Raw genomic sequence first — 25,409 nt, forward strand, 5'->3', positions numbered from 1 at the left:
TGCGGTGGTAACAAGCCGTTCCCGAAAGGGAGTCGGCCAACGGGGGCACGGGGTAGGGGCCGACCGGTTTTCCCGGGTAGTTCAGTCGGCGTTCACGTGCGGGCGGGAGCGTGTGCGCCGACGACCGCACGACCTGCGCACCACCTCCCCACCCCTGGAGACCCGATGCCGCTCAGCCGCAGAGACTTCACCGCCCGCACCGTCCTCGCCGGTGCGGGTGTCGCCCTCACGGGAACGGTCGGAGCCCTCGCCACCGCCCCCGGGGCCCTCGCCGCCGACGACAGTGCGCCGCAGGGCGAGAACGGCCACCCGCACGGACCCGGCTACGGCCCGCTCCTCCCCGACCCGGCCGGCATCCTGGCCCTCCCGGCCGGATTCGAGTACCGCGTGATCACCCACAGCGGTGTCACCGCGCTCGAGACCGGCGAGAGCACTCCGTCCCACCACGACGGCACGGCCGCGTTCCAGGGCCACCGGGGAGTCACCCTCCTCGTCAACAACCACGAGCTGAGGGGCCCCCGTTCGGGCTGGACGCACCCCGTCCCGCTCACGGAGGGCCTCGTCTACGACCCGGCGGCCTCCGGCGGCTGCACGGTCGTCGAGGTCCGGCGCGGCGGCGAGGTGGCCGAGTGGGTGGGCGTCGCCGGCACGTCGACCAACTGCGCCGGCGGCTCGACCCCCTGGGACACCTGGCTGACCTGCGAGGAGACCGAGGACCTGGCCGGCAAGAACGGGATGACCAAGGACCACGGCTACGTCTTCGAGGTGGACCCGCACGACCGGCGCGCCAACCGCGACCCGAAGCCGGTCAAGGCCTTCGGCCGGTACGCGCACGAGGCCGTCGTCATCGACCCGCGCCAAGGCCACGCCTACCTGACCGAGGACGCCTCCGGCCCCAACGGCCTGCTCTACCGCTGGACCCCGCCGAGCGGCTTCCGCCACGGGCGCGGCAAGCTCCGTACCCTCGCCGACGACGCCGGCGTGCTGGCCGCCGCCAAGTGCTTCGACAGCTCGGGCCTGTTCGTCGACGACCTCTCGCGGGCGACGAGGATCGGGACCACCTACGGGGTCGACTGGGTCCCGGTCGTGGACCGCGACGCCCGCACCGTGGCGGTGCGCAAGCAGTTCGGAGTGGTGGCCGTGACCCGCGGGCGCAAGCTCGAGGGCATGTGGTGGGCCGACGGCGGAGCGTACTTCGTCTCCTCCTTCGCCCGCGAGGAGAGCCCCGGCACGGCGCACGACGGCCAGGTGTGGTTCTACGACCCGAAGCGGCGCACGCTCCGGCTGACGGTCCTGCTCGGGGTGAACGCCGACACCTCGGTGGACGGCGGCTACGACGGGCCCGACAACATCACGGTCTCCCCGTACGGGGGCCTGATCATCGCGGAGGACGGCTCGGGGCTCCAGCACCTTTTCGGCGCCACCGAGTCGGGGCGCACCTACCCGCTGGCCCGCAACGAGATGAACCTGGGGACCGCCGAGGAGCCCGAGTACTCGGAGTTCACGGGCGTCTGCTTCTCGCCGGACGGGCGGACGCTGTTCGCCAACCTCCAGGACCCGGGCATCATGCTGGCGATCACCGGCCCGTGGCGGCGCGGGCGCTGAGCGGGCCGGCCGCGGCGGGCCCGCCGGCCGGGGGCCTGGAGCAATGAGGAGAGCCGCCGGGCCCTGGGGCTCCGGCGGCTCGCCTCGTCATCGGTTCGTGCGGGTCGTCTGTTCATCGGTCCGGCTGGATCACTGGGTTTCGGCGCGGCTGGCCACGGCCCACTCCTCGAGGAGGAACTCGTACGCCTCGGAGGGCCACTCGCCGTCCACCCGGCTCTCGACGAGGCGCCTGATCGCCTCGTTCGCCTCGGCGGCGGACGGGCGCGCGGGACCCGCGGGCTGGAGTGTCTGGTGCATATGTACAAGGCTACGGGCGGGCACTGACAGCCACCTCCGCATTAAGGGTGGAACTAGTCACCCGCAGGGGGTGTCCGTCGCTCCATGTGCCCGCCCACCTGCTCAGAGTGCCTGCGCGGCGGGCTTGACCATGCCGCGCACTGTGCGCGACTTCACAAAGTCGCCGATGGCCGTCATCTCCCATTCGCCGGAGAACTGCTTGATCAACTTGGCCATCATCACGCCCGTCTGCGGCTCGGTGCCGGTGAGGTCGAAGCGCACCAGCTCCTCGCCGCTCGCGGCGTCGATGAGGCGGCAGTACGCCTTGGCGACCTCGGTGAACTTCTGGCCGGAGAAGGAGTTGACCGTGAAGACCAGGCCCGTCGCCTCGGCGGGGAGCCGGCCGAGGTCCACGACGATCACCTCGTCGTCGCCGGCGCCCTCACCGGTGAGGTTGTCGCCCGAGTGCTTGACGGAGCCGCCCAGGATGGACAGCTTGCCGAAGTAGCAGCTGTCGATGTGGTTGCGCTGCGGGCCGTAGGCGATGACGGAGGCGTCGAGGTCGATGTCGCGGCCGCCGAACGCCGGCTCCCAACCGAGGCCCATCTTGACCTGGGAGAGCAGCGGGCGGCCGCCCTTGACCAGGGAGACGGTCTGGTTCTTCTGGAGGTTGACGCGGCCCTTGTCGAGGTTGATCTTCCCGGCGCCGGGGGCGGCCGCGGCCGCGGGGGCGGGCGCGGCGGGCGGTGCGGGGGCGACCGGCGCGGGCGCCGGGGTCGACGCGCCGCTGCCGAGCCAGGGGGAGGCCGGGTACGCGGGCGGGGCCGGGGGAGCCGGCGGCACGGGCGGGGCGACGGGCGCGGGGGCGGCGGCCGCGGGAGCCGGCTCCTCGTCCACGGAGACCCCGAAGTCGGTGGCGATGCCGGCGAGGCCGTTCGCATAGCCCTGTCCGACCGCGCGGACCTTCCACACGCCGCCGCGCTGGTACACCTCGACGACCACCAGGGCGGTCTCCGCGCCGAGCTGGGGCGGGGTGAAGGTGGCGATCACCGCTCCGCTCGCGGCGTCCCGCACGGTGGCGGTGGGCTCGACGCCCTGGAAGGTCTGACCGGCGGCGTCCGGACTGGCGGTGACCACGATCCGCTCGATGCCGGGCGGCACCGAGCCGGTGTCCACCGTGATCGAGTCCGGCGCCGTACCGCCGCCGGACCGGTAGCTGACGCCGGGGCCGGCGGGCTGGTTGTAGAAGATGAAATCGGCGTCGGAGCGCACCTTGCCGTCGGCGGCGAGGAGGAGCCCGGACACGTCGAGCCGCACCGGGGCAGCCACGTCCACCGTCACCCGGACGGTCTGGAGCGGCAGGTTTGAACCAGGGGTCATAGCGGTCATGCCGGGAGAACGACCGAAGGTGCTTTGCCGTTCCCTTGCTTTCGCACGAGATTGGACGCGGAGAATCCACCCGGGACCCCGGGCGCACGTCGTCGGCCGGGTCCGGCGCGCTCAGCCCCGGTTGCGGGGGTGGTTCTTCGCCGTGCGCTCGTTGCCGAACTTGTAGGCGCCCGTCCACCGGGCCATCACCAGCTGTGCGTCGCCCGCCTCGACCTCGGCCAGGAACTTGTCGGCGCGGCCGCCGCGCAAGGTGGCCGCGGACCGGCCGTGGTGGGTGATGGCGACGGCCTGGTCGCCCAGTCGTTCGTATGAGAATCCGTGCGGTTTCGGCATGGGGCGAAGCCTGCCGCCCCGGTGCGGGGGCGGCAACGCATTAAGCGTCCCGGCCGTTCGCCTAGGAAGGCACGTCGCCCGTGACCCGGCGCGGGAGCCCCAGGGGGTTGGCCTCCCGCAGCGGAGCCGGCAGCAGGGCGTCCGGCACCGACTGGTAGGCGACCGGCCGCAGCCAGCGCTCGATCGCGGTCCCGCCGACCGAGGTGGAGTGTGAGGTCGCCGCCGGGTAGGGGCCGCCGTGGTGCTGGGCCGGGGCCACGGCCACGCCGGTGGGCCAGGCGTTCACCACGACCCGTCCGGCCAGGGTCGTGACCTGGGAGATCAGTTCCGCCGCGGGCCCCGGGCCGCCATCGGCCTCGGCGGCCGACAGCTGGAGGGTCGCGGTGAGGTTCCCGGGGAGCCGGCCGAGCAGGGCGGCGGCCTCGTCCTGGCCGGCGTACCGCGCGAGCACGGTGACGGGGCCGAAGCACTCCTCGAGGAGCAGCTCGTAGGGGCCGCCCTCCAGCAGCGTCCGCGCCGGCACGCTCAAGTAGCCCGCGCCGACGGTGTGCTCCCCGCCGGAGCCGGGGGCGACGGGCGCGTCGACCCCGGGCAGCGCCGCGCGTTCGCGGACACCGGCGACGAAGTTGTCCCGCATCCGGTGGTCGAGCAGGACCCCCGGCCCGGTCTCGCCGAGCGCCTTGGCCAGCGAGTCCGCGAGCCGGTCGCCGGCCGCGCCCTCGGGTACGAGGGCCAGGCCCGGCTTGACGCAGAACTGGCCGACGCCGAGCGTGACCGAGCCCGCCAGTCCGCCGCCGATCTCCTCGGCGCGCTCGGCGGCGGCCGCCTCGGTGACGACGACGGGGTTCAGCGAGCCCAGTTCCCCGTGGAAGGGGATCGGCACGGGCCGGGTGGAGGCGGCGTCGAACAGTGCCCGGCCGCCCCGGATGGAACCGGTGAAGCCGGCGGCCGTGACCAGCGGGTGCCGGATCAGTTCCAGGCCCGAGTCGAAGCCGTGCACCACCGAGACGACCTCGGCCGGGAGCCCGGTGTCCACGGCCGCGCGGCGCAGCAGCGACGCGCACAGCTCGGAGGTGGCCGGGTGGTCGGGGTGCGCCTTGACCACGACGGGGCAGCCGGCGGCCAGGGCGCTGGCGGTGTCGCCGCCGGGTACGGAGAAGGCGAGCGGGAAGTTGGACGCGGCGTACACCGCGACCACGCCGAGCGGCACCTTGTAGCGGCGCAGTTCGGGGCGCGGCGGGGTGGCGGAGGGGTCGGCGCGGTCGATGCGGATGTCGAGGTAGGAGCCCTCGTCCACGGCGTCGGCGAAGGCGCGCAGCTGGCCGGTGGTGCGGGCGAGCTCGCCGGTGAGCCGGCCGGGGCCGAGCGCCGTCTCGGCGTCGGCGGCCTCCACGACCCGGGCGGCGGCCCCGTCGAGCAGGTCGGCGGCGGTGCGCAGGAAGGCGGCGCGGGTCACGGCGTCGGCGAGCGCGCCGCGGGCCGCGTGGGCCGCGCGTACGGCTTCGTCCACCTCCTGGGGTGTGGCCTCCGACGCAACCTGCTCGCGCGGCTTCCCGGTGCGGGGGTCCACACTCCAGACTGGTGTTGCTGCCATGGCGAATTGCCTCCTGGATCGGGATCTGCGCTGACCCGCGCGGTTGCGTTCAGTATTGTGAACGCCGTTCCGGTGGATGAATGATCATATCCATCGTGGACTCTATTTCCGCGTCTTCCGGGTTGACAAGAGACAAAGGGGCACGAAGGCGTATGACCACAGCTGAGTCGGGGGGCTCGGGCGCGCCGGCGGCCGTCAAGTCGGCGGTACGCACGGTCCAACTGCTGGAACACTTCGCGTCGCGGCCGGGGCTGCACAGCCTGGCCGACATCCAGAACGACCTCTCCCTGCCCAAGTCCAGCCTCTACATGCTGCTGCGCACACTGGTGAACCTGGGCTGGGTGGAGACGGACGCGACGGGGACGCGGTACGGCATCGGCGTGCGGGCGCTGCTCGTCGGCAGCTCGTACATCGACGGGGACGAGGTCGTCGCGGCGGCGCGGCCGACGCTGGACCGGCTCTCCGACGACACGACGGAGACCATCCACCTGGCCCGGATGGACGGGACGAGCGTGGTCTACCTCGCCACCCGCCAGTCCCAGCACTACCTGCGGCCCTTCACCCGAGTCGGGCGGCGGCTGCCCGTGCACTCGACGGCCCTCGGCAAGGCACTGCTGGCCACGCACACGGACGAGGAGGTGCGGGCACTGCTCCCGCGACGGCTGGAAGCCGTCACCGAGCACACCGTCACCGACCGCGACCGCCTCATCGACGAGCTGGCGCTGGTGCGGGAACAGGGGTACGCGGTGGATCGCGAGGAGAACACGCTCGGTCTGCGGTGCTTCGGCGTGGCGGTGCCCTACCGGACGCCGGCGCGGGACGCGGTGAGCTGCTCGGTGCCGGTGGCGCGGCTGACGCCGGGGCACGAGCAGGTGATCAAGGCGGCGCTCTTCGAGGCGCGGGACCGGCTGTCGGTGGTGACGCGGCGGATGTGACGGGTGTGGCCCGGTCGATGAGGAAAGGCTGAGAACTCCGCCACAATCGGGACAGAGTGGAACGCCCGGGACGGCTGGGGCGTCCTTCTGGGGGATGAACAAGACGATCAGGCGTGCGTCGGTCTTCTGTCTGCTCCTGGTGCTGGCCCTTTTGGTGCGGGTCACCTGGGTGCAGGCGTATCAAGGCCAGGCCCTCGCAGACGACAAGAACAACAAGCGGAACCTCATCGGGCAGTACGAGAACCCGCTGGGGAACATCATCGTGGGCGGGGAGGCGATCACCGGCTCCACGAAGACGGACGGCAAGGACTACGCGTACAAGCGGACCTACACCGACGGCCCGCTGTACGCGCCGATCACCGGCTACAGCTCCCAGGCCTTCGGGGCGAGCATGCTGGAGGGCGTCTACCGGGGCGTCCTCAACGGCTCCGACAACCGGCTCAAGACGATCTTGGACACGCTGACCAACAAGCGCGCCGCCCCCGGCAACGTGCTGACCACGATCGACAAGGACGTCCAGAAGGCGGGCTACGACGCGCTGCGGGACAAGCAGGGCTCCGCCGTGGCGATCGATCCGGCGACGGGCGAGATCCTGGCCGTCGTCAACAATCCGACCTTCGACCCCGGCGCCATCGCCGGCGCCGGCGCCGGGGACCAGAAGGCCTGGAACGCGCTCAACGCCGACAAGGGCAAGGCGATGGAGAACACGGCGCTGCGCAAGCCGCAGGCGCCCGGTTCGACCTTCAAGTTGGTCACGCTGGCGGCGGCCATCGAGAACGGCCTGGTCACGAACATCGACACGCCGACCGGCGTCCCCGGGGACTACACGATTCCCGGCACGAGGACCAAGCTGCCCAGCGAGGCGGGCGACGCGGCCTGCAACAACGTTTCCCCGCGCACCGCCCTGAAGCTGTCCTGCAACAACGTCTTCGCGGAGCTCGCCCACGAGCTGGGCCAGGACAGGATGCGCGCGATGGCGGAGAAGCTCGGCTTCAACGTGGTGCAGAAGATCCCCGTCTGGACCAGCCCGACCAGCAAGTACCCCACGAAGAAGATGTCGGTCGACGAGGTCGCGCAGACCGGTATCGGCCAGTTCGACGTCCAGGCCACCCCGCTCCAGATGGCGATGGTGACGGCCGCGATCGAGAACGGCGGCAAGCTGGTCTCCCCGCACGAGGTCTCCGAGGTCACCGACTCCAACGGCAACGTGCTGGAGAGCTTCAAGGACCCGAAGGTCCAGCAGGTGATGAGCGAGAGGACCGCCTCGATGATCCGGGACGCCATGGTCACGGTCGCCAACGAGGGCGGCGGCAAGAACGCCCTGGTCCCGGGCGCCGAGGTGGGCGCCAAGACGGGCACCGCCCAGCGCGGCGTGAAGAACAGCCTGTCGCCGCTCGCCTGGTTCACCTCCTACGGAAAGCTGAACGGGAAGCAGATCGCGGTCTCCGTGGTGATCGAGCGGTCGGACACCGACCGCTCCGAGATCGGCGGCGGCAAGCTGGCCGCCCCCGTCGCGCAGAAGATGATGGAGGCGTGGCTGAAGAAGTAGCCGCGCAGGCCGCTTCGCGGGCGTGGCCGGATCGGACGCGTGCCGGACGTGAGGGACCCGCGCGGGGAACCGGCGGGGTTCCCGGCGCGTTTTCCTTCCCATGATCCGCAGCGCGCAGCCCGCCGACCTCGACGCCATAGCCGCCCTCCACACCCGGGCCCGTGCCACCTACTACCGGGGCCGGATGCCGCACGAGGCCTACGGCGGCGCGGCCGAGCCGGCCCGCACCCGCGAGGGCTGGTCGCTGGCGGTGGCCCGCGCCGTAGCCGACGGCGGCGTCCTCTGCGCCGAGCTCGACGGCGAGCTCACCGGGGTCGCCGCCTTCCGCACCTCCGGGGTCGAGACCGTCCTCACCCAACTGCACGTGGAGCCCGCGCACTGGCGCCGGGGCACCGGCGCCGCCCTGCACGCCGCCTGCCTGGACGCCTGGCGCCGGGCGGGCGTCCGCAGGGCCCGGCTGGAGGTCTACGAGCACAACCTCCGCGCCCAGGCCTTCTACGCCGCCCACGGCTGGCTCCCGGACCCGGCCGCGGCACAGTCCGGCTCCCACCGCACCCTGTGGCTCACGGTGGGGGACCCGTCCGGGGAATGAGACCGGAGGGTGGTTGGTTGAAGCCGGAACAGTTCATTCCGTGGAGAGAAGAAGGAACATGCGCGTCGAGATCTGGAGCGACATCGCTTGCCCGTGGTGCTACATCGGCAAGGCCCGGTTCACCCGGGGACTGGCCGACTTCGCCCACCGCGACGAGGTCGAGGTCGTCTTCCGCTCCTTCGAGCTCGACCCGAACGGCGCCAAGGGACAGGTGGCGCCCGTCGTGGAGATGCTGGCCAAGAAGTACGGCCGCACCCTCGAGGAGGCGCGCGGCATGGAGGAGCACGTCGCCGCGAGCGCCCGCGCCGAGGGGCTGGCGTACCGCACCGAGGGCCGGGACCACGGCAACACCTTCGACGTCCACCGCCTGCTGCACCTGGCCGCGGCCCGCGGCCGCCAGGAGGAGCTGCTCGACCTCGCCTACCGCGCCAACTTCGGCGAGGAGCGCTCCGTCTTCGACCCCGAGGTGCTGGTCGCGCTCGCCGTAGAGGCGGGACTGGAGGAGGCCGAGGCCCGCGCGGTACTGGCCGACGAGTCCGCCTACGCCGCCGAGGTCCGGGCCGACGAGCGCGAGGCGGCCGAACTGGGCGCCAACGCGGTGCCGTTCTTCGTCCTCGACCGCCGTTACGGGATCTCGGGCGGCCAGGGCGCCGAGGTGTTCACGCGGGCGCTGGAGCAGGCGTGGGCCGGCCGCGAGGTATCGGCGCCCGCCGCCCCCGAGGGCGAGGCGTGCGAGCCCGACGGCGCGTGCGCGGTGCCGCAGCCGTAGGTCGTACTCACCGGTGCGGAGCCGTCACCGAGGTGGCGGCCGGCCGAGCCGGCCGGGGGCCGCGATCCCGGCCGGCTGCGGAGGCTTCGACCGCCTGAACCGCGTCCGGGAGGCGGCCCCGCCGCCCCGTCAGGCCCTCGGGGCCGCCGACCAGACCGAGGCCGCCGCCTCGAGGGCGCCGGCCGCCGGCAGGGAGAGGGCCGCCGCGAGGGCCGTCAGGCAGGAGCCGACCGACTCCGGGGAAGCCGCCGTCCCGTAGTGGTTGACCCGGACCATCTCCTGGGCCAGGACGCCGCCGCCCGCCGCGAGGGGCACCGCCGGATCGGCCGTCAGGGCCTTCGCCACCACCAGCGAGGCATCCGGCACCCGCAGCGTGGTGGCCACCGGCGCGGCCGCCGCGTCCTGTCCGACGTACGGGGCGATGCCCAGCGCCAGCGCGCCCGCGCGGGTCGCTGCGGCCGCGGCCGCGTGGCGGGCCGTCACCGCGGACAGGCCCTCGGCCGCGATCCGGTCCAGGCACGCCTCCAGCGCCAGCATCTCCAGCTGCGCCGGCGCGTGCGGCAGCGCCTTGCGGCCGCCGTCGATCCAGCGCTCCTTCCAGTCGAGGAGCGAGAGGTAGGAGCGCCGGGGCGCCGAGGGGTTCGCGGCGAAGCGGGCCCACGCCCGGTCGGACACCGACACGGCCGAGACGCCGGCCGGGCCGCCCATCGCCTTCTGCGCGCCGATCACGCACAGGTCCACGCCCCACTCGTCCGGCAGCAGCGCCTCCGCGCCGACCGAGGCCACCGCGTCCAGCATGAACAGCGCCCCGTGGGCCCGTACCGCCTCGCCGATCTCCGCGACCGGGTTGGTGTTCCCGGTGGCCGCTTCCGCGTGGACCAGCGAGACGAAGTCGATCTCCGGGTGCGCGTCCAGGGCGGCGGCGACCTGATCGCCGGTGACGGCCGTGTCGAAGGGGACCTCCAGGTCCACCACGGTCGCCCCGCAGTCGCGCAGCCAGTTGCCGAAGGTGGTCCCGTAGGGGCCGGTGACGACGTTCAGTGCCGTGGAGCCGGGACGGGCCCCCGAGCGGATGCAGCCCTCCAGCGGCAGCAGCGCCTCGCCCTGCGTGATCACCACGTCCGCCCGGGTCCCGAGCAGCTCCGCGACCCCCCGCTCGATCGACGCGAACCGCGCGGCGGTGAGGGGCGGGAGGTCCAGGAGGGGGTGGTTCACGGGGTGCTCTCTTCGTCCGGGGTCGTCCGGGATCGTCCCGAGCGACCTGGAGAGCCTACCGAGCGCCGCCGTACAGTGCCGATATGAGCGACGACGGCGGTGTGCTGCATGTGAGGGGACGGGTGCTCGTCGGGCCCGAGGAGGTGCGCGACGAACTCTGGGTGATCGGCGGGAGGGTCTCCTACGAGCGGCCCCGCGGTGCCCGCGAGGTCACCGCGATCACGGGCTGGGTCCTGCCCGGGCTGGTCGACGCGCACTGCCACGTGGGACTCGACGCCCACGGCCCCGTCGACGCCGACACCGCCGAACGCCAGGCCCTGACCGACCGCGACGCGGGCACCCTCCTCATCCGGGACGCCGGATCCCCCTCCGACACCCGCTGGATCGACGACCGCGAGGACCTGCCGAAGATCATCCGGGCCGGTCGGCACATCGCCCGCACCCGCCGCTACATCCGCAACTACGCCCACGAGATCGAGCCGGCCGAGCTCGTCGCCTACGTGGCGCGGGAGGCGCGGCGCGGGGACGGCTGGGTCAAGCTGGTCGGCGACTGGATCGACCGCGAGGTCGGAGACCTGACCGCCTGCTGGCCGCGCGCCGAGGTCGAGGCCGCCATCGCCGAAGCCCACCGCCTGGGCGCCCGCGTCACCGCGCACTGCTTCGCCGAGGACTCCCTGCGCGACCTGGTCGAGGCGGGCATCGACTGCGTCGAGCACGCCACCGGACTCACCGAGGACACCATCCCGCTGTTCGCGGAGCGCGGGGTCGCGATCGTCCCCACCCTCGTGAACATCGCGACCTTCCCGAAGATGGCGGCCGGCGGGGAGGCGAAGTTCCCCGGCTGGGCGGCGCACATGCGCCGACTGCACGAGCGCCGCTACGACACCGTCCGAGCCGCCTACGACGCCGGTATCGGGGTCTACGTGGGCACCGACGCGGGTGGTTCCCTGCCGCACGGCCTGGTCGCCGCCGAGGTCGGCGAGCTCGTCAAGGCAGGCATCCCGCCGCTGGAGGCCCTGTCGGCGACGGCGTGGGCGGCGCGCGCGTGGCTCGGCAGGCCGGGCCTGACCGAGGGGGCCCCGGCCGACCTCGTGGTCTACGCGTCCGATCCGCGAGCTGACGTACGGGCGCTGGCGCGGCCCTCACGGGTGGTGGTCAACGGCAAGGTGGTGGCCTGAGCGGCGGGTTGACGGGGCGTGACGCCGACGGCCCGGCGGTCGTTGTGTACGTCTTCGCGGGGCGGCGGTGTCCGCAATATCCGATGCAGGAGGGAACTGCCGTTCCGTAAGGGGTGTATTAATTCGAACCTATGCGTGGAAACCACCCTTTGGGGTGAACTCACGTCAGGTTGGCACCCGTTCACTCTCAGTGCGTAAAGATTCCGGGGTCGAGGCCGTCGGCGCGCGCAATGTCCCCCATTGGCGGCGCGACGGCTCCCATCTCCCCGGGGGTTCCACCAACTTGAACAGCAACACCTTCCGCATGCCCGTGGCCGCGCTCGTCGCCACGGGAGCGGTTGCCCTGCTCGCGGCTCCGCCCGCCTCCGCCACCGGTTCCCACCCGGGCGAAGGGAAGGCCGGCGCCGTCGTCCTGCGCACCGGCTTGGACGTGGGCCTGCTCAACAAGACCGTGCACGTTCCGCTGAAGGCGACCCTCAACGAGGTCAGCGCCCCGGCGGACGCGGCGAAGACGGTGCTGACCGTCACGCTCGACGGGGTCGACGGGGGGCAGCCGGTGAGCGTCCTGCGTGCCGACGTCGCCACCGCCAGGGCCACCGCCGACGAGAAACGGGCCGAGGCGGAGGCGAACCTCGCCAAGGCCCGCGTGTACGTACCGGGCCTGCCCCGGCTCTCCCTGATCGAGGTGGAGAAGGTCACCTCCAAGGCCGTCTGCGCGGCGGGCGAGAAGCCGGTCGCCACGTCGAACGTCCTCGGCACGGTGACCGTGCTCGGCAAGAAGGTCACCCTGTCGGCGGGCGAGCCCACCAAGGTCGAGGTGCCGGAGGTCGGGCTGGTCAGCCTGGAACTCTCCGCCACCGAGACCACCTCCACCACGGCCGCGGCGGCCGCGCTGCGGCTCAAGGTGTCGCTGAACCCGCTCGAACTGAACGTCGCGCAGGTGGAGGGCGAGGTCGTGCTCGCCGAGGCCCGCTGCGAATCCCCGGCCGCCCCCGCCGTCCGTCCCCCGGCGCAGCCCGACATCAAGGCCCAGACCGTCGGTACGGGCACCTCGGGCACCACAGGTACCTCGGGCACCACGGGGACCGCCGCCGGTCTCGCGGAGACCGGCGGCGGTTCGCTCACTCCCTACGTGACGGGCGGCGCGCTGATCCTCCTCGGCTTCGGCGCGACGGCGCTGGTCGTGACCCGGCGCGGCAGGTCCTCGTAGCTACCGCGTGGCGCGCGTCAGCCCCTGCTCCCCGGCGCCGCGCGACATCACGGCCTTCGTGACCTCGCGGTCAGCGGCCGCGTACGCGCTGTCGGAGGGGTCGCACGAGGCGCAGACGACGCGGAACGGCGGCCGCATGTCCGAGTACTGCGTGAGGTACTCGGCCTTCACCACCTCCCAGCGGCCGGGATGGGCGGCCGCCGGGGCGAAGGTGAAACGGGGGATCGAGGACATGTTGCCCCGGGCCTTCCCGGCCTCGTAGAAGCTCGCCATCTGATCGCCCATGCCGTACACCACCCACGTGCCGTTGACCTTCTCGTAGGGCTGCGGCACGTGGTTGTGCGTCCCGAGGATCACGTCGATGTCGGGGAGGCCGTCCGCCCCGCGCGACGCGGTCAGCGCCCCGGCCAGGTCCAACTGCTGCCGGTCGGGCGCCGTCTGCCACTCGGATCCCCAGTGGACGCTGAGGACGACGACGTTCGCGCCGGCGGCGCGAGCGGCGCGGGCGTCGGCGACGATCCGGTCCTGGTCGATCAGGTTCACGGCCCAGGGCTTGTCGGAGGGGAGCGGGATGCCGTTCGTCCCGTAGGTGTAGTCCAGCTGCGCGACCTTGGCGCCGCCGGCTTCGAGCAGTGCCGGGGCCTTCGCCTCCTCGGCGTTGCGGGCCGACCCCACGTGCGCGATCCCGACGCGGTCGAGGTTGTCGAGGACGCGGACGAGCCCGTCGTAGCCGTCGTCCAAGGTGTGGTTCGAGGCGGTGGAGCAGCTGTCGTACCCGGTGTCCCTGAGGGCGTCGGCCAGTTGGTGCGGTGCCTTGAAGAGGGGGTACCCGGTGTAGGGGCCGCCGGGCCGGCCGTACGGTATCTCGTGGTGGCACACGGCGAGGTCGGCGGCGGAGACGACGGGCCGGACCCCGGCGAGGATCTTCCGGAAGTCGTGGCCGCCCTCCTCCGCGGAGTCGTCGGCGGCCCGCTGCACGATGGACGGGTACGGGATGATGTCGCCCGTCCCGACGAGCGTGAACGGCTTCCCGACGGCGACGGCGACGGGGTTGGTGGGCGTGGCCGTGGCCGTGGAGTCCTCGCCCGGGCGCGCCGGCGGTCCCGGTTTCGCCCCGAGGCGCTGCCCGGTGGCCGGGCCGCCCCCGCCGCCGGTCAGGTGCGGTATGCCGTAGGCCGCCGCCCCGACGACGGCCAGGCCGGCCGCGGCCGCGGTGATCCTCCCCGTCCTGCCGAGCTTCCTCATCCCCCGTACCCCCCGGTCTCGCGTGGTGACCACTGCTGTCGTGATCCTCGCGCAGCACCGCGGCCACCGCCAGACTCACCGGTGAGCGGTGAGCGGTGAGCGGTGAGCGGTGAGCGGTGAGCGGTGAGCGGTGAGCGGTGAGCGGTGAGCGGTGAGCGGTGAGCCGTAGGCAATGAGCCGTGGGTCGTGAGGCGGCGGTCGCCGGACGGGGCGCCGGGCGGGCCTCCGGGCCGGGTACCGGGCCCCGGCTCTGGCCGGTCCCCGGCGGGGCGCAGGGCGGCGGCCCGCCGGGGCCCGCGCCCGGGCCGCGGGTCAACGGGCGGCGAGGGCCAGGTCGAGGGCCTGGAGCAGGCGGCCCGTGGTCGCGCGGTCTCGGACCGCCAGGCGCAGCCAGGAGCGGTCCAGGCCCGGGAAGGTGTCGCCGCGGCGGACGGCGAAGCCCAGCGCGCGCAGGCGGGTGCGGATCTCCTCCGCGCCCTCGATCCGGACCAGTACGAACGGCCCCGCCGCCGTGCCCGCCACCGAGATCTCCTCGAACTCCGCGAGCCCCGCGAGGAGGTGCTCCCGGTCCACCGCGATCTGCCGGGCCGCGGCCTCCGCCTCTGCCAGGGCCGCCGGGGCCACGCACGCCTCGGCCGCCACCAGCGCAGGCGTGGACACCGGCCACAGCGGTTGCGCGGCCGACAGCTTCGCGATCACGTGAGGCTCTGCCAGCACGTAGCCGATGCGCAGTCCGGCCAGCCCCCACGTCTTGGTCAGGCTCCGCAGCACCACCAGGCCCGGTATGTCCGTCCGCCCGGCCAGTGCCTCCCGTTCGCCCGGGACGGCGTCCATGAACGCCTCGTCGACCACGAGGGTCCGCCCGGGCCGGGCCAGCGCGGCCAGCGTGGCCGCCGGGTGCAGGACCGAGGTCGGGTTGGTCGGGTTCCCGACCACCACGAGGTCGGCGTCCTGCGGCACGGCCGCCGGGTCAAGGCGGAAGCCGTCCGCCGCGCGCAGCACCACCCGTTCCACCTGGTGGCCCGCGTCGCGCAGGGCCGCCTCGGGCTCGGTGAACTGCGGATGCACCACGACGGGTCTCGTGGCACCCAGCGCCCGCGCGATCAGTACGAACGCCTCCGCGGCCCCCGCCGTCAGCAGCACCCGCTCGACCGGCAGCCCGTGGCGCAGGGCCACCGCCGCGCGGGCCGCCCGACCGTCGGGATACGCGGACAGGACGTCGAGCGAAGCCGCGATCCGGTCCTTGAGCCACTGCGGCGGCGTGTTTGCCCGTACGTTCACCGCGAGATCGACGAGCGCCCCGCCCGTGTCCGCCACCTCCGCGTCCCCGTGGTGGCGCAGGTCGTGCGTGTGGGCGGTCGCGACCGCGCAAGTCGCCGCCACCGAGCGCCGCTTGGGTACGAGGAGTTCCCCGCCCCCGGCGAGCGCGGCGGCCTCCGCCACCGACGGGGTGCCGGCGGCGTCGCGCGCCGCGTCCGAGGGGTGGGGGACCGGGACCGAGGCCAGCCGGGCGGCGGAGTAGCTCAGCAGCGGCACGCCGAAACGTTCCGCCGCACCCGCGATCCCCGCCTCCACCGCCTTCGCCTCCACCGTGGCCAGGGCCGTCACCGCCCCAGCCGACAGTCCGGCGCCGTGCAGGGTCTCCTCCACCAGGGCGCAGACCTCCGCCACGGAGACCCCCGCGCGGCCGCCGACCCCGACCACCAGCTGCGTCGCGTACTCGCCCACCAGGTTCACCCGTTCTCAGTCGTTGTCAGTCGTTCTCGGTCGTGGTCGTCGCCGTGCTCGTCGCCGTGCTCGTCGCCGTGCTCGCCGTGCTCGTCGCCGTGCTCGTGGTGCTCGTCAACCGTCCGTGGTCCGCCACCAGCGTCCGGACGTGCGCGCGGGGCCGCCAGTCGGTATGCAAGGGCGCATGGCTGTGATCGTGGCGTTGGGCGCGTTCCTGATGACCCTGGCGGGCGGATGGACGGCGCAGCGCGTCACCGACCGCCGCCACCTCGTGCTGGGCCTGGCCGGCGGACTGATGCTCGGCGTCGTGGGCCTCGACCTGCTCCCGGAGGCCATGCACGCGGCCGGTGGTCCCGACCAGGAGGTGTTCGGCGTCCCGCTCGCCCTGTTGCTCTTCGTCGGCGGGTTCCTCCTCGCGCACTGCGGGGAACGCCTGCTGGCGGTCCGCCAGGCCTCCCACGGCGGCCGGAACGAGGACGCGGACGCCGACGGGCGCCCGCTCGGGGACGCGCCGGACGACCATGCGGGCAGGGTCCCCCAGGTCGGCCTCACGGCGGCCGCCGCCATGGTCGGCCACAGCCTCGCCGACGGCGTGGCCCTCGGAGCCGCGTTCCAGGTCGGCGGCGGGATGGGTGTGGCCGTGGCGCTGGCCGTGATCACCCACGACTTCGCCGACGGATTCAACACGTACACCCTCACCCGGCTGTACGGGAACGACCGCCGCAAGGCGCAGCTGATGCTCTTCGCGGACGCACTGGCCCCGGTGGTGGGGGCCGCGTCCACCCTGCTGTTCACCCTTCCGGAGGAATCGCTCGGGGCGTACCTGGGCTTCTTCGGAGGTGTCCTGCTGTACCTGGCCGCCGCCGAGATCCTGCCCGAGGCGCACCACAAGCACCCCGCGCTGTCCACGCTGATGTGCACGGTGGGCGGGGTGGCCGGGATCTGGCTGGTGGTGGGCCTCGCGGACTGACCGGTCCGGCCGGCGCGGCTGATCCGTCCGGACCTGCCGATCCTGCCGATCCCGCCGGACCGAGTACCCGAGCTTCACCGACGCGCCGCCGCGGCCTCGGCGAACCGCACGGCCACGGACGGCTCCGCCGCCCAGTGCGTGTGCAGGTAGCTGGCGTGCACCCCGCCCTCCACGAAGCCCTCGATCCGGCGCTCCGGATGGGTGAACCCCCAAGCGGGCGCGGCGCCGGCGCCGGGCTCGATCACCGTCCGGTGGAACTCGTGTCCGCGCAGCCGGGTTCCGGCCGGTGCGAGGACGCTGTCGGACACCGCGACGGCCTCGCGGTAGCCGAGCGTGAGCCGCTCCGACATCCGCGCGTCGGCGTCGAGCACTCCGCACATGGGCTTCCCGTCCAGCGAACGGGCCAGGTACAGCAGCCCCGCGCACTCGGCGGCCACCGGGCCGCCGGCCGCGGCGAAGTCGGCCACGGCCCCGCGGAGCGGCTCGTTGGCGGACAGCTCGGGGGCGTACACCTCGGGGAAGCCGCCGCCGATCACCAGGCCGGTGGTTCCCTCGGGTAGCGCCTCGTCGCGCAGCGGGTCGAAGGTGACGACCTCCGCCCCGGCGGCCGTGAGCAGCTCGGCGTGCTCGGCGTACGAGAACGTGAACGCGGCCCCTCCGGCGACGGCGATGACAGGTCCCCCACCCCGCCCCTTCCCGAAACCGGGCTCTGCCCGGACCCGGTCCTCGAACGCCGGACGGGCTGGAAGAACCGGCCCCGCCGGCGATCGGGGCGCGCAGTTCGGGGCGGAGCCCGCAGGACCCGCCAGGGCACCCTGCGGCGACCACGCGGCGCAGTCCAGCGCCGGGGCCGTCCGCGCCAGGGCCATCAGGGCCTCCAGGTCGCAGCCGGCCCGCACCTGGTCGGCCAGCGCCGCGACGGAGGACACCGCGTCCGCGCGCCGCTCGGCCACGGGGACCAGCCCCAAGTGCCGTGACGGCGCGGCCACCTGGGGCGCCCGTCGCAGTACGCCGAGCACCGGCGTTCCGGCCTCTTCCAGCGCCTCGCGCAGCATCACCTCGTGCCGGTCGGAGCCGACCTTGTTCAGGATCACGCCGCCGAGGCGCACCTGCGGGTCGAACGAGGCGAAGCCGTGCACCAGTGCCGCCACCGACCGGGACTGCGAGGACGCGTCGACGACGAGCACCACCGGCGCCCGCAGCAGCTTCGCGACCTGGGCCGTCGACGCCAGCTCGCCCCGCCCCGCGGCTCCGTCGTAGAGCCCCATCACGCCCTCGACGACGGCCAGGTCGCATCCGGCGGCCCCGTGCGCGAACAGCGGGGCGACCAGCTCCGGCCCGCACATGAAGGCGTCCAGGTTCCGCCCGGGCCGGCCCGTGGCCAGCGCGTGGTAGCCGGGGTCGATGTAGTCGGGCCCGGCCTTGTGCGGGGACACGGCGAGGCCGCGCTCCGAGAAGGCCGCCATCAGGCCCGTCGCCACGGTGGTCTTGCCGCTGCCGGACGACGGCGCGGCTATGACCAGCCGCGGAACGTTGAACGAGGTCACCACTCGATGCCCTTCTGGCCCTTCTGGCCGGCGTCCATCGGGTGCTTGACCTTGGTCATCTCGGTGACGAGGTCCGCGAACTCCACCAGCTTCTCCGGCGCGTTGCGCCCGGTGATCACCACGTGCTGGGTACCGGGGCGGTTGCGCAGCACCTCGACGACCTCGTCGACGTCGATCCAGCCCCAGTGCATCGGGTAGGCGAACTCGTCCAGCACGTACAGCCGGTGCGTCTCGGCGGCCAGGTCGCGCTTGACCTGCTCCCAGCCCTCCTTGGCGGCCTGCTCGTTGTCGAGCTGTGCGTCGCGCTGGACCCAGGACCAGCCCTCGCCCATCTTGTGCCAGACGACGGAGCCGCCCTCGCCCGAGGCGCCGAGCACCTTCAGCGCGTTCTCCTCGCCGACCTTCCACTTCGCCGACTTGACGAACTGGAACACCCCGATCGGCCAGCCCTGGTTCCAGGCGCGCAGCGCCAGCCCGAAGGCCGCCGTCGACTTGCCCTTGCCCGGCCCGGTGTGGACGAAGACGAGCGGGCGGTTGCGGCGCTGACGCGTCGTGAGTCCGTCGTCCGGAACGACGGACGGCTGTCCCTGCGGCATTACGCGGCCCTCCTGAGGGTCGGGGATGGGGTACGTACGTTCTTCACGAGCCCGGCCAGCGAGTCGGCCCGCAGCCCGTCGAGGGTGACGGCGGGACCGCCCAGATCGGCGGCCAGCACTCCGGCCAGCCCCAGCCGGACCGGCCCCGACTCGCAGTCGACGACCACGGAGGCGACCCCTCCGGCCGCCAGCAGCCGGGCGCTGCGCCCGGCGAGCTCCCGCGGCGTGCCGTCCGCGAGGCCGCCGCCGGCGCCGGCCGAGGTGGCCCGCCCGTCGGTGACGACCACGAGGAGCGGCCGCCGGCTCGGGTCCCGCAGCCTTTCGATCCGCAGTACCTCGTGGGCCTTGAGCAGCCCGGCGGCGAGCGGGGTCCGCCCGCCCGTCGGCAGCTTCTCCAGCCTGGCCGCCGCGGCGTCGACGGAGGAGGTGGGGGGCAGGGCCAGCTCGGCCGTGGCGCCGCGGAAGGTGATCAGGCCGACCTTGTCCCGACGCTGGTAGGCGTCGAGCAGGAGGGACAGCACCGCGCCCTTGACCGCGCTCATGCGCTGCCGGGCGGCCATGGAGCCCGAGGCGTCGACGACGAACAGGACGAGGTTGCCCTCGCGGCCCTCGCGCGTCGCCTGGCGCAGGTCGTCCTTGCGGATCACCAGGCCGCGCCCGGTGCGGCCGCGCGCCTTCTGGTGCGGGGCGGCGGCGTGGACGGTCGCGGCCAGGTGCAGCTTCGTCAGCTGGCCCCGGGGGCGCTGCGCGCCCGTGGTGCGGCCGTGGGCGGTGCGGGCGCGCGAACGCCGTCCGGAGGCTCCCTCGCCGAGTCCCGGAACGCTGAGCATCTTGGTGCGGAACGGTTCGGCGGCCCGTACGGCGGCCTGCTCGGCCGCGTCGGAGCCCTGGGCGGAGGGCTGCGGCTCGGGTGCCTCCGGGAGCTCGGACTCCGGCTGCCGGTCTGCCTGCCCCTCCGGGGCGTCGGGTCCCGACCCCTGCGGGGGTACGCCACCGTCGCCTCCGCCGTCGGGACCGCCGTCGTCCGGGCCGCCGTCCTCCGGGCTCCCGTCCGGACCCCGCGGATCCGGCTCGGGCTCGTGCTCCGGCTCGTCGTCGGGGAACCCGTCCAGGATCCGGTCGAGCTTCTCCTCGTCGAGGCCCGGGGCGTCGAAGGGATTGCGGCGGCGCCGGTGGGGGAGCGCGAGCAGGGCGGCCTGCCGCACGTCCTCCTTGCGCACCTCGGTCCGCCCGGCCCAGGCGGCCAGCGCGGTCGCCGTCCGGGCCATCACGATGTCGGCGCGCATGCCGTCGACCTCGAAACCGGCGCAGGTCGCGGCGATCTGCAGCAGCGCGGTGTCGCCGAGGGCGACCTTCGGGAGCAGCTCCCGGGCGGCCACCACGCGGGCGCGCACGTCCTGTTCGTCGCCGGCCCAGCGGCCGGCGAAGGCGGCGGGGTCGTCCTCGTAGGCGAGCCGGCGGCGGACGACCTCGACCCGCTGGACGGGCTCGCGGGACGCGGCGACCTCGACGGTCAGCCCGAACCGGTCCAGGAGCTGCGGGCGGAGCTCGCCCTCCTCGGGGTTCATCGTGCCGACGAGGAGGAAGCGCGCGGCGTGCCGCACGGAGACGCCCTCGCGCTCCACGTACGAGGCGCCCATCGCGGCGGCGTCGAGGAGGAGGTCGATGAGGTGGTCGTGGAGGAGGTTGACCTCGTCGACGTAGAGGATGCCCCGGTGCGCGTCGGCCAGCAGGCCCGGCTCGAAGGCCTTCACGCCGTCGGCGAGGGCGCGTTCGATGTCGAGGGCGCCGACGAGGCGGTCCTCGGAGGCGCCGACGGGCAGCTCCACCATGCGGGCGGGCCGCGCGGAGCCCGCTCCGGGCTCGTGCGGGCCGTCGGGGCAGCGCGGGTCGGGGGCGGCGGGCGCGCAGCTGAACCGGCAGCCGGGCACGACGTCGACCTGCGGCAGCAGGGCGGACAGGGCACGGACGGCGGTGGACTTGGCCGTCCCCTTCTCCCCGCGCACGAGTACGCCGCCGACCGCGGGGCTGACCGCGTTGAGCAGCAGCGCGAGGCGCAGGTCGTTCTGGCCGACCAGCGCGGTGAACGGGTAGGGCGTACTCATGCGGTGGCCCCTCCTTCGATACGGGTACGGGTACGGGTACGGATGCGCGGGCTCGTGCGGCCGGGCGACGGTTCCCGCAGGGCCGCGGCCCTCACGGCGCGCCCGGCGGCAGGAAGGGGAGGCCCGACGGGGCTCCGGTCTCGATCAGCCGCAGCAGCGCGTCGGTATCCGCGTGTTCCTCGATCAGGTCGCCGAGCAGGTCCAGCTGTTCCTCCCGCAGGGTGGCGAAGGAGGTGTCCGGGGCCGGGACGAAGCGCCGTCCGGCGGCCGCGGCGACCTCGCGCAGGAACGCCCGGCGGAAGCCGTCGGACTCAAGCGATCCGTGCCAGTGCGTGCCCCACACCGAGCCGACGCGGCACCCGTCCAGGAAGGGGGTCCCGCCCAGGACTTCGGCCACGCCGTGGTGGATCTCGTAGCCCTCGACGGGCTCGCCGAGCGCCGAGCCCACGGGCCGCGCGAGGGTCTTCTCCCGCTCGAAGCGCACCCGTACCGGCAGCAGGCCGAGCCCCGGCACGGAGCCGGCCTTCGACTCGACCTCGTCCTCGATGTGTTCGCCCAGCACCTGGAACCCGCCGCAGATCCCCAGGACCGGCCGCCCCTCGGCGGCCCGCCGCGCCAGCGCGTCCGCGAGCCCGCGCTCGCGCAGCCAGGCGAGGGCCTTCACCGTGCCGCGGGTGCCGGGGACGACGACCAGGTCCGCGTCGGCGAGCTCCTCGGCCCGGTCCACGAACCGCACGACCACGCCCGGCTCCGCCGCGAGCGCGTCGACGTCCGTGAAGTTCGACATGAGCGGCACCGCGCACACCGCGATCCGCAGCACGTCCTCGCCGACGGGCGGGGCGACCACGGATTCCCGCACCGCGCCCCGCAGGGAGACCCGCAGGCCGTCCTCCTCGTCGATGCCCAGCCCGTGCTGGAAGGGGAGCACGCCGTACGTCGCGCGCCCGGTCAGGCCGCGCAGCATCTCCATGCCCGGTTCCAGCAGGGTGACGTCGCCGCGGAACTTGTTGACCAGGTATCCGGCGATCAGCGACTGGTCCTCGGGCGACAGCAGCGCCGTCGTACCGAAGAACGACGCGAAGACACCGCCGCGGTCGATGTCGCCGACCACGACCACGGGGAACCGCGCGGCCCGCGCGATGCCCATGTTCACGATGTCGGTCCGGCGCAGGTTGATCTCGGCCGGGCTGCCCGCCCCCTCGCAGATCACGGCGTCATACGTGCCCCGCAACTGCTCCAGGCAGTCCGTGACGATGCCGAGCAACTGCTCCTGGCGTCCGCCGTGGTAGCCGCGCGCGCTCATCTCGCCCACCGGCTTGCCCAGCAGCACCACCTGGCTGCTCCGGTCGCTGCCGGGCTTGAGCAGCACCGGGTTCATGAGCGCGGTCGGCTCCACGCGGGCCGCCTGGGCCTGCATGGCCTGCGCGCGCCCGATCTCGGCTCCCCCGCGGGTCACGAAGGAGTTCAGCGACATGTTCTGCGCCTTGAACGGGGCCACCTTCACGCCGCTGCGGGCCAGCCAGCGGCAGATGCCCGCCGTGACCACGCTCTTGCCCGCGTCCGATGTCGTACCGGCGACGAGGAGTCCCCCGCCGCGCCTCGCGCCGCTCATGCGCGTCCCTTCCGTGTACGGGATGTCCGGGATACCAGCGTCCGGGCAGCCACACAGGCCCCCAGCGCCACCCACGTCACCTGCCGCGACAGCCGTACCGCCCGCTCGATGTCCGCGACCTCCACGGGCCGCCCCGACTCCCCGTTCAGCACGGCCCGGTGCTCGACCCGCCCCCCGTACGCCAGGGTCCCGCCCAGCCGTACGCCGAGCGCCCCGGCGAACGAGGACTCCACCGGCCCGGCGTTCGGGCTGGGGTGCTTGGCGGCGTCCGCGCGCCAGGCCCGTACGGCTCCGCGCCGGTCGGGGCCGGCCAGCACGGCGGCCAGTGCGGTCAGCCGCGCGCCCGGCCAGCCCGCGACGTCGTCGAGCCGGGCCGAGGCCCAGCCGTAGCGCAGGTGACGGGGGGACTTGTGGCCGACCATCGCGTCCAGGGTGTTGACGGCACGGAAGGCCAGCAGCCCGGGGACACCGGCGAGGGCGCCCCACACCAGGGCTCCGACCACCGCGTCGGAGGTGTTCTCGGCGACCGACTCCACCACCGCGCGGGCCATCTGCTGCTCGTCGAGGGCCTGCGGGTCGCGCCCGCACAGGTGCGGCAGCCGCTCACGGGCCACTTCGGCGTCCCCGGCTGCCAGTGCTCCGCCGATGGCGCGGGCCTCCCGGCCCAGCGAGGTGCCGCCCACGACGGCCCAGGTGGCGGCGGCGGTCAGCGCGATGCGCGCGACCGGGCGGCGGGAGCGCACGGCGCGGGCGCCCAGCGCGCCGACGGCGGTCGCGCCCCCGGCGCAGATCAGGGTGTGTAGGACGCCCCGGGCGCGGTCGTCGCGCCACAGGGCGCGTTCGACGGCGGCGCAGGCTCGTCCGAAGGCGGCCACGGGATGCCCCCGGCGCGGATCCCCGAGGATCCGGTCGCCGATCAGGCCGGCCGTGGCGCCGTACGCGAAGACGCGGTCGGCACGCATGGTGGCAGGTATGTCCTCACTCAGGGTCCGCGCCCTGGTTCGACGTGTCCGGTGGCGAGAGTTCCTGGCTCCCGGTCGCACTCGCCCGAGTGCTCCGGTGACAGTGGCGGGACCGCGCCGGATTCGCACCGGACTTCCTCTCCATGCCGCCGTATTGGCTCGCGCAGTCCACCACGCACCGCGAATGCCCGTCAACTCGCCGTTGACCTGCGGCGGGGTGACGGGCCGAGCGGCCCCGGGCACGCGAAAGCTCCCCCCGGGACGAACCCGGAGGGAGCCTTCACACGTGGTGCCCGGCGTCGGACGCGGTGACCGCGAAGGTCCACCGGGGCCCCACTAGGAAACGATCAGGTAGATCCCGTAGGCCACGGCCGCAGCGCAGAGCGCGAAGCAGGCGTAGGCACCGCTGCGGGCCAGGGTGGCGGCGCCGCCCTGCTCGGTGGCGGCTTCGTGCTTGGACAGGCCCACCAGGCCGAGGGTGAACAGGGCCACGAGGGCGACGGTGGCGGAGAGGCTGACCCCGAAGACGGAGCCGAGTGCTTCCCAGTCGATCTTCATACCGCTGATTCCTCTGTCGTTCTCGGGGTCAGACCGCGGCGGCCGGAGCCACCGGGGTCGTCGCCGCGGCCGGGATGGTGGCCTTGAGTTCCTCGTCCGTCACCGCGGCGGTGCTGCCGGCGGCGGCGACGGTCGGGGGGACGGTGACGGCCGCGATCGCCGTGGTGACGACACCCGGCTCCTCGGTGTCGGCCGACGGGTCGTCGTTGACGTTGTTGTGGTCGACGACCTGGCGGCGGGAGATGAGCCAGATGGCGACGCAGGACGCGGCCAGGAAGACCGCGACCGCGGCGACGCCGATGTCACCGGTGCGCATGACCAGCTCGGCGCCGGCGGCGACCAGGGCGGCGGCCGGCAGGGTCAGGCCCCACGCGATGAACATGCGGGAGGCGGTGGACCAGCGGACCACGCCGCCCTTGCGTCCCAGGCCCGAACCCATGACGGCGCCGGAGCACGCGTGGGTCGTGGAGAGGGAGAAGCCGAGGGAGGAGGACGCCAGGATGACGCTGGCGGCCGAGGTCTGCGCGGCGAAGCCCTGCTGCGGCCGCAGGTCCGTCAGGCCCGAGCCCATGGTGCGGATGATGCGCCAGCCGCCCAGGTAGGTGCCCATCGCGATGGCCATGCCCGCGGAGACGATGACCCAGACCGGCGGGTTGGAGCCCGGGGCGAGCGCACCGCCGGCGACCAGCGCCAGGGTGATGATGCCCATCGTCTTCTGCGCGTCGTTGGTGCCGTGGGCGAGCGAGACGAGACCGGCGGAAGCGATCTGGCCGGCGCGGTAGCCCTTGGCCGAGGTCTTCTCGCCCATGGCGCCGCCGACCTTGTACGTGACCTTCGTGGCCAGGTAGGCGGCGACACCGGCGACCAGCGGCGCGGCGATCGCGGGGATCAGCACCTTGGTGACGACGACGCTGCCGTTGACGGCGCCCATGCCGGCCGAGGCGACCGCGGCGCCGATCAGGCCGCCCATCAGGGCGTGGGACGAACTGGAGGGCAGGCCGACCAGCCAGGTGACCAGGTTCCAGAGGATCGCGCCGACCAAGGCGGCGAAGATGACCTCCGGCTGGATGCCTTCCTCGTTGACCAGGCCCTTGGAGATCGTCTTGGCGACCTCCACGGACATGAAAGCGCCGACGAGGTTGAGCACGGCGGACATGGCCACCGCGGTCTTGGGCTTGAGGGCGCCGGTCGAGATGGTGGTGGCCATCGCGTTGGCCGTGTCGTGAAAACCGTTCGTGAAGTCGAACACGAGAGCGGTGATGATCACGATCCCGAGGAGAAGCGTTATGTGCTCCATTTACCCAGGCTTCTGTTTGGCGTCAGTGGTTCGTGGACCGTAGGCAATCTGAATGAACGGAAGGTGAACTGACAGGGGCGAGGTGGTGTCCCTGCCCGACACGGGATCGGGACCTCCGTCCAGGTCTGGGTGAAGATATGTCGA

Annotated in this window: 23 protein-coding genes and 1 riboswitch; of the genes, 9 read left to right on the forward strand and 14 right to left on the reverse strand. The window is 73.7% G+C overall.

The genetic code is table 11. The features are described from left to right. The first annotated feature begins 165 nt into the window (after nucleotides 1-165). Nucleotides 166-1,605 carry an alkaline phosphatase PhoX gene (locus ACFWBY_RS24605; RefSeq protein ID WP_385344990.1) on the forward strand — a complete coding sequence of 480 codons (1,440 nt, stop codon included), beginning with the start codon at nucleotides 166-168 and terminating at the stop codon, nucleotides 1,603-1,605. 129 nt (nucleotides 1,606-1,734) lie between these two features. On the opposite strand, the gene ACFWBY_RS24610 is transcribed toward ACFWBY_RS24605, so the two are convergent. From ACFWBY_RS24610 to ACFWBY_RS24625, 4 genes are all read right to left on the reverse strand, one after another. Further along, a complete protein-coding gene (locus tag ACFWBY_RS24610; protein WP_385344993.1) occupies nucleotides 1,735-1,902 on the reverse strand; it encodes a hypothetical protein in 168 nt (55 codons plus the stop codon). A gap of 102 nt (nucleotides 1,903-2,004) precedes the next feature. Further along, nucleotides 2,005-3,261 carry a TerD family protein gene (locus ACFWBY_RS24615; RefSeq protein WP_385409699.1) on the reverse strand — a complete coding sequence of 419 codons (1,257 nt, stop codon included), beginning with the start codon at nucleotides 3,259-3,261 and terminating at the stop codon, nucleotides 2,005-2,007. 120 nt (nucleotides 3,262-3,381) lie between these two features. Continuing rightward, complete coding sequence (locus ACFWBY_RS24620; protein ID WP_385344745.1) at nucleotides 3,382-3,603, reverse strand: hypothetical protein; 222 nt, start codon at nucleotides 3,601-3,603, stop codon at nucleotides 3,382-3,384. Between the two features lie 61 nt (nucleotides 3,604-3,664). Beyond that, the gene (locus ACFWBY_RS24625) at nucleotides 3,665-5,197 is read right to left on the reverse strand and encodes an aldehyde dehydrogenase (NADP(+)) (RefSeq protein ID WP_385344742.1); all 1,533 of its coding nucleotides are present in this window, start codon (nucleotides 5,195-5,197) and stop codon (nucleotides 3,665-3,667) included. A gap of 152 nt (nucleotides 5,198-5,349) precedes the next feature. On the opposite strand from ACFWBY_RS24625, the gene ACFWBY_RS24630 reads away from it, so the two are divergent. The 4 genes from ACFWBY_RS24630 to ACFWBY_RS24645 all read left to right on the forward strand — a co-directional run bounded on the left by ACFWBY_RS24630 (nucleotide 5,350) and on the right by ACFWBY_RS24645 (nucleotide 9,042). Next, nucleotides 5,350-6,132, forward strand: coding sequence for an IclR family transcriptional regulator (locus ACFWBY_RS24630; protein ID WP_385344739.1), 783 nt, complete (start codon nucleotides 5,350-5,352; stop codon nucleotides 6,130-6,132). 94 nt (nucleotides 6,133-6,226) lie between these two features. Continuing rightward, nucleotides 6,227-7,681: a peptidoglycan D,D-transpeptidase FtsI family protein gene (locus tag ACFWBY_RS24635; RefSeq protein ID WP_385344735.1), complete on the forward strand. Its 1,455-nt coding sequence runs from the start codon at nucleotides 6,227-6,229 to the stop codon at nucleotides 7,679-7,681. A 100-nt stretch (nucleotides 7,682-7,781) separates the two neighbouring features. Continuing rightward, a complete protein-coding gene (locus tag ACFWBY_RS24640; protein ID WP_385344732.1) occupies nucleotides 7,782-8,273 on the forward strand; it encodes a GNAT family N-acetyltransferase in 492 nt (163 codons plus the stop codon). 58 nt (nucleotides 8,274-8,331) lie between these two features. Then, a complete protein-coding gene (locus ACFWBY_RS24645) occupies nucleotides 8,332-9,042 on the forward strand; it encodes a DsbA family oxidoreductase (protein WP_385344729.1) in 711 nt (236 codons plus the stop codon). Nucleotides 9,043-9,171: 129 nt separating this feature from the next. Here the strand turns inward: ACFWBY_RS24645 and ACFWBY_RS24650 are convergent, their stop codons facing one another. Further along, complete coding sequence (locus ACFWBY_RS24650; RefSeq protein ID WP_385344727.1) at nucleotides 9,172-10,257, reverse strand: pyridoxal-phosphate-dependent aminotransferase family protein; 1,086 nt, start codon at nucleotides 10,255-10,257, stop codon at nucleotides 9,172-9,174. A gap of 83 nt (nucleotides 10,258-10,340) precedes the next feature. Here ACFWBY_RS24650 and ACFWBY_RS24655 point away from each other — a divergent pair, with 83 nt between their 5' ends. After that, entirely contained in the window at nucleotides 10,341-11,435 is a 1,095-nt protein-coding gene (locus tag ACFWBY_RS24655) for an amidohydrolase family protein (protein ID WP_385344725.1), read from the forward strand. A 283-nt stretch (nucleotides 11,436-11,718) separates the two neighbouring features. Continuing rightward, nucleotides 11,719-12,645: an SCO1860 family LAETG-anchored protein gene (locus ACFWBY_RS24660; RefSeq protein ID WP_385409700.1), complete on the forward strand. Its 927-nt coding sequence runs from the start codon at nucleotides 11,719-11,721 to the stop codon at nucleotides 12,643-12,645. On the opposite strand, the gene ACFWBY_RS24665 is transcribed toward ACFWBY_RS24660, so the two are convergent. Together ACFWBY_RS24665 and cobC are read right to left on the reverse strand one after the other, a co-directional pair. Continuing rightward, the gene (locus tag ACFWBY_RS24665) at nucleotides 12,646-13,890 is read right to left on the reverse strand and encodes a CapA family protein (RefSeq protein WP_385341886.1); all 1,245 of its coding nucleotides are present in this window, start codon (nucleotides 13,888-13,890) and stop codon (nucleotides 12,646-12,648) included. A gap of 312 nt (nucleotides 13,891-14,202) precedes the next feature. Further along, on the reverse strand, nucleotides 14,203-15,627 hold the full coding sequence (cobC, locus tag ACFWBY_RS24670; RefSeq protein ID WP_385341887.1) for an Rv2231c family pyridoxal phosphate-dependent protein CobC: 1,425 nt from the start codon (nucleotides 15,625-15,627) through the stop codon (nucleotides 14,203-14,205). Nucleotides 15,628-15,659: 32 nt separating this feature from the next. Here cobC and ACFWBY_RS24675 point away from each other — a divergent pair, with 32 nt between their 5' ends. Together ACFWBY_RS24675 and ACFWBY_RS24680 are read left to right on the forward strand one after the other, a co-directional pair. Further along, on the forward strand, nucleotides 15,660-15,812 hold the full coding sequence (locus ACFWBY_RS24675; protein WP_385341888.1) for a hypothetical protein: 153 nt from the start codon (nucleotides 15,660-15,662) through the stop codon (nucleotides 15,810-15,812). Continuing rightward, nucleotides 15,803-16,588 (forward strand): ZIP family metal transporter, encoded by a 786-nt coding sequence (locus ACFWBY_RS24680; protein WP_385341890.1) that lies wholly within the window; start codon nucleotides 15,803-15,805, stop codon nucleotides 16,586-16,588. Before ACFWBY_RS24675 ends, ACFWBY_RS24680 begins: the two co-directional genes overlap by 10 nt. A 74-nt stretch (nucleotides 16,589-16,662) precedes the next feature. Here ACFWBY_RS24680 and ACFWBY_RS24685 read toward each other — a convergent pair whose 3' ends face one another. From ACFWBY_RS24685 to ACFWBY_RS24715, 7 genes are all read right to left on the reverse strand, one after another. Beyond that, the gene (locus ACFWBY_RS24685; protein WP_385341892.1) at nucleotides 16,663-18,138 is read right to left on the reverse strand and encodes a cobyrinate a,c-diamide synthase; all 1,476 of its coding nucleotides are present in this window, start codon (nucleotides 18,136-18,138) and stop codon (nucleotides 16,663-16,665) included. Beyond that, complete coding sequence (gene cobO / locus ACFWBY_RS24690) at nucleotides 18,132-18,731, reverse strand: cob(I)yrinic acid a,c-diamide adenosyltransferase (RefSeq protein ID WP_385341894.1); 600 nt, start codon at nucleotides 18,729-18,731, stop codon at nucleotides 18,132-18,134. Before cobO ends, ACFWBY_RS24685 begins: the two co-directional genes overlap by 7 nt. Then, nucleotides 18,731-20,836 (reverse strand): putative cobaltochelatase, encoded by a 2,106-nt coding sequence (locus ACFWBY_RS24695; RefSeq protein WP_385341896.1) that lies wholly within the window; start codon nucleotides 20,834-20,836, stop codon nucleotides 18,731-18,733. The genes cobO and ACFWBY_RS24695 overlap by 1 nt, the downstream gene beginning before the upstream one ends. Before the next feature lie 91 nt (nucleotides 20,837-20,927). After that, nucleotides 20,928-22,448, reverse strand: a complete 1,521-nt coding sequence (locus ACFWBY_RS24700; protein ID WP_385341897.1) for a cobyric acid synthase — start codon at nucleotides 22,446-22,448, stop codon at nucleotides 20,928-20,930. Next, on the reverse strand, nucleotides 22,445-23,410 hold the full coding sequence (locus ACFWBY_RS24705) for a cobalamin biosynthesis protein (RefSeq protein ID WP_385341898.1): 966 nt from the start codon (nucleotides 23,408-23,410) through the stop codon (nucleotides 22,445-22,447). The genes ACFWBY_RS24700 and ACFWBY_RS24705 overlap by 4 nt, the downstream gene beginning before the upstream one ends. 37 nt (nucleotides 23,411-23,447) lie before the next feature. Beyond that, nucleotides 23,448-23,590: riboswitch (cobalamin riboswitch) on the reverse strand. Between the two features lie 156 nt (nucleotides 23,591-23,746). After that, complete coding sequence (locus tag ACFWBY_RS24710) at nucleotides 23,747-23,968, reverse strand: hypothetical protein (protein WP_214955936.1); 222 nt, start codon at nucleotides 23,966-23,968, stop codon at nucleotides 23,747-23,749. A 28-nt stretch (nucleotides 23,969-23,996) separates the two neighbouring features. After that, the gene (locus tag ACFWBY_RS24715; RefSeq protein WP_385341900.1) at nucleotides 23,997-25,265 is read right to left on the reverse strand and encodes an anion permease; all 1,269 of its coding nucleotides are present in this window, start codon (nucleotides 25,263-25,265) and stop codon (nucleotides 23,997-23,999) included. Nucleotides 25,266-25,409 lie beyond the last annotated feature (144 nt).

The sequence above is a fragment of the Streptomyces sp. NPDC060049 genome (assembly GCF_042736715.1).
Classification (GTDB): Bacteria; Actinomycetota; Actinomycetes; order Streptomycetales; family Streptomycetaceae; genus Streptomyces.

Bases quoted from the DNA above. Each gene is read 5' to 3' on its own strand.
- ACFWBY_RS24630 (WP_385344739.1), top strand. From the start codon at position 5,350: ATGACCACAGCTGAGTCGGGGGGCTCGGGCGCGCCGGCGGCCGTCAAG.
- ACFWBY_RS24640 (WP_385344732.1), top strand. From the start codon at position 7,782: ATGATCCGCAGCGCGCAGCCCGCCGACCTCGACGCCATAGCCGCCCTC.
- cobO (WP_385341894.1), bottom strand. From the start codon at position 18,731: ATGCCGCAGGGACAGCCGTCCGTCGTTCCGGACGACGGACTCACGACG.
- ACFWBY_RS24610 (WP_385344993.1), bottom strand. From the start codon at position 1,902: ATGCACCAGACACTCCAGCCCGCGGGTCCCGCGCGCCCGTCCGCCGCC.
- ACFWBY_RS24625 (WP_385344742.1), bottom strand. From the start codon at position 5,197: ATGGCAGCAACACCAGTCTGGAGTGTGGACCCCCGCACCGGGAAGCCG.
- ACFWBY_RS24700 (WP_385341897.1), bottom strand. From the start codon at position 22,448: ATGAGCGGCGCGAGGCGCGGCGGGGGACTCCTCGTCGCCGGTACGACA.
- ACFWBY_RS24615 (WP_385409699.1), bottom strand. From the start codon at position 3,261: ATGACCCCTGGTTCAAACCTGCCGCTCCAGACCGTCCGGGTGACGGTG.
- ACFWBY_RS24635 (WP_385344735.1), top strand. From the start codon at position 6,227: ATGAACAAGACGATCAGGCGTGCGTCGGTCTTCTGTCTGCTCCTGGTG.
- ACFWBY_RS24655 (WP_385344725.1), top strand. From the start codon at position 10,341: ATGAGCGACGACGGCGGTGTGCTGCATGTGAGGGGACGGGTGCTCGTC.
- ACFWBY_RS24645 (WP_385344729.1), top strand. From the start codon at position 8,332: ATGCGCGTCGAGATCTGGAGCGACATCGCTTGCCCGTGGTGCTACATC.
- ACFWBY_RS24605 (WP_385344990.1), top strand. From the start codon at position 166: ATGCCGCTCAGCCGCAGAGACTTCACCGCCCGCACCGTCCTCGCCGGT.
- ACFWBY_RS24710 (WP_214955936.1), bottom strand. From the start codon at position 23,968: ATGAAGATCGACTGGGAAGCACTCGGCTCCGTCTTCGGGGTCAGCCTC.
- ACFWBY_RS24665 (WP_385341886.1), bottom strand. From the start codon at position 13,890: ATGAGGAAGCTCGGCAGGACGGGGAGGATCACCGCGGCCGCGGCCGGC.
- ACFWBY_RS24695 (WP_385341896.1), bottom strand. From the start codon at position 20,836: ATGAGTACGCCCTACCCGTTCACCGCGCTGGTCGGCCAGAACGACCTG.
- ACFWBY_RS24715 (WP_385341900.1), bottom strand. From the start codon at position 25,265: ATGGAGCACATAACGCTTCTCCTCGGGATCGTGATCATCACCGCTCTC.
- ACFWBY_RS24680 (WP_385341890.1), top strand. From the start codon at position 15,803: ATGGCTGTGATCGTGGCGTTGGGCGCGTTCCTGATGACCCTGGCGGGC.
- ACFWBY_RS24705 (WP_385341898.1), bottom strand. From the start codon at position 23,410: ATGCGTGCCGACCGCGTCTTCGCGTACGGCGCCACGGCCGGCCTGATC.
- ACFWBY_RS24620 (WP_385344745.1), bottom strand. From the start codon at position 3,603: ATGCCGAAACCGCACGGATTCTCATACGAACGACTGGGCGACCAGGCC.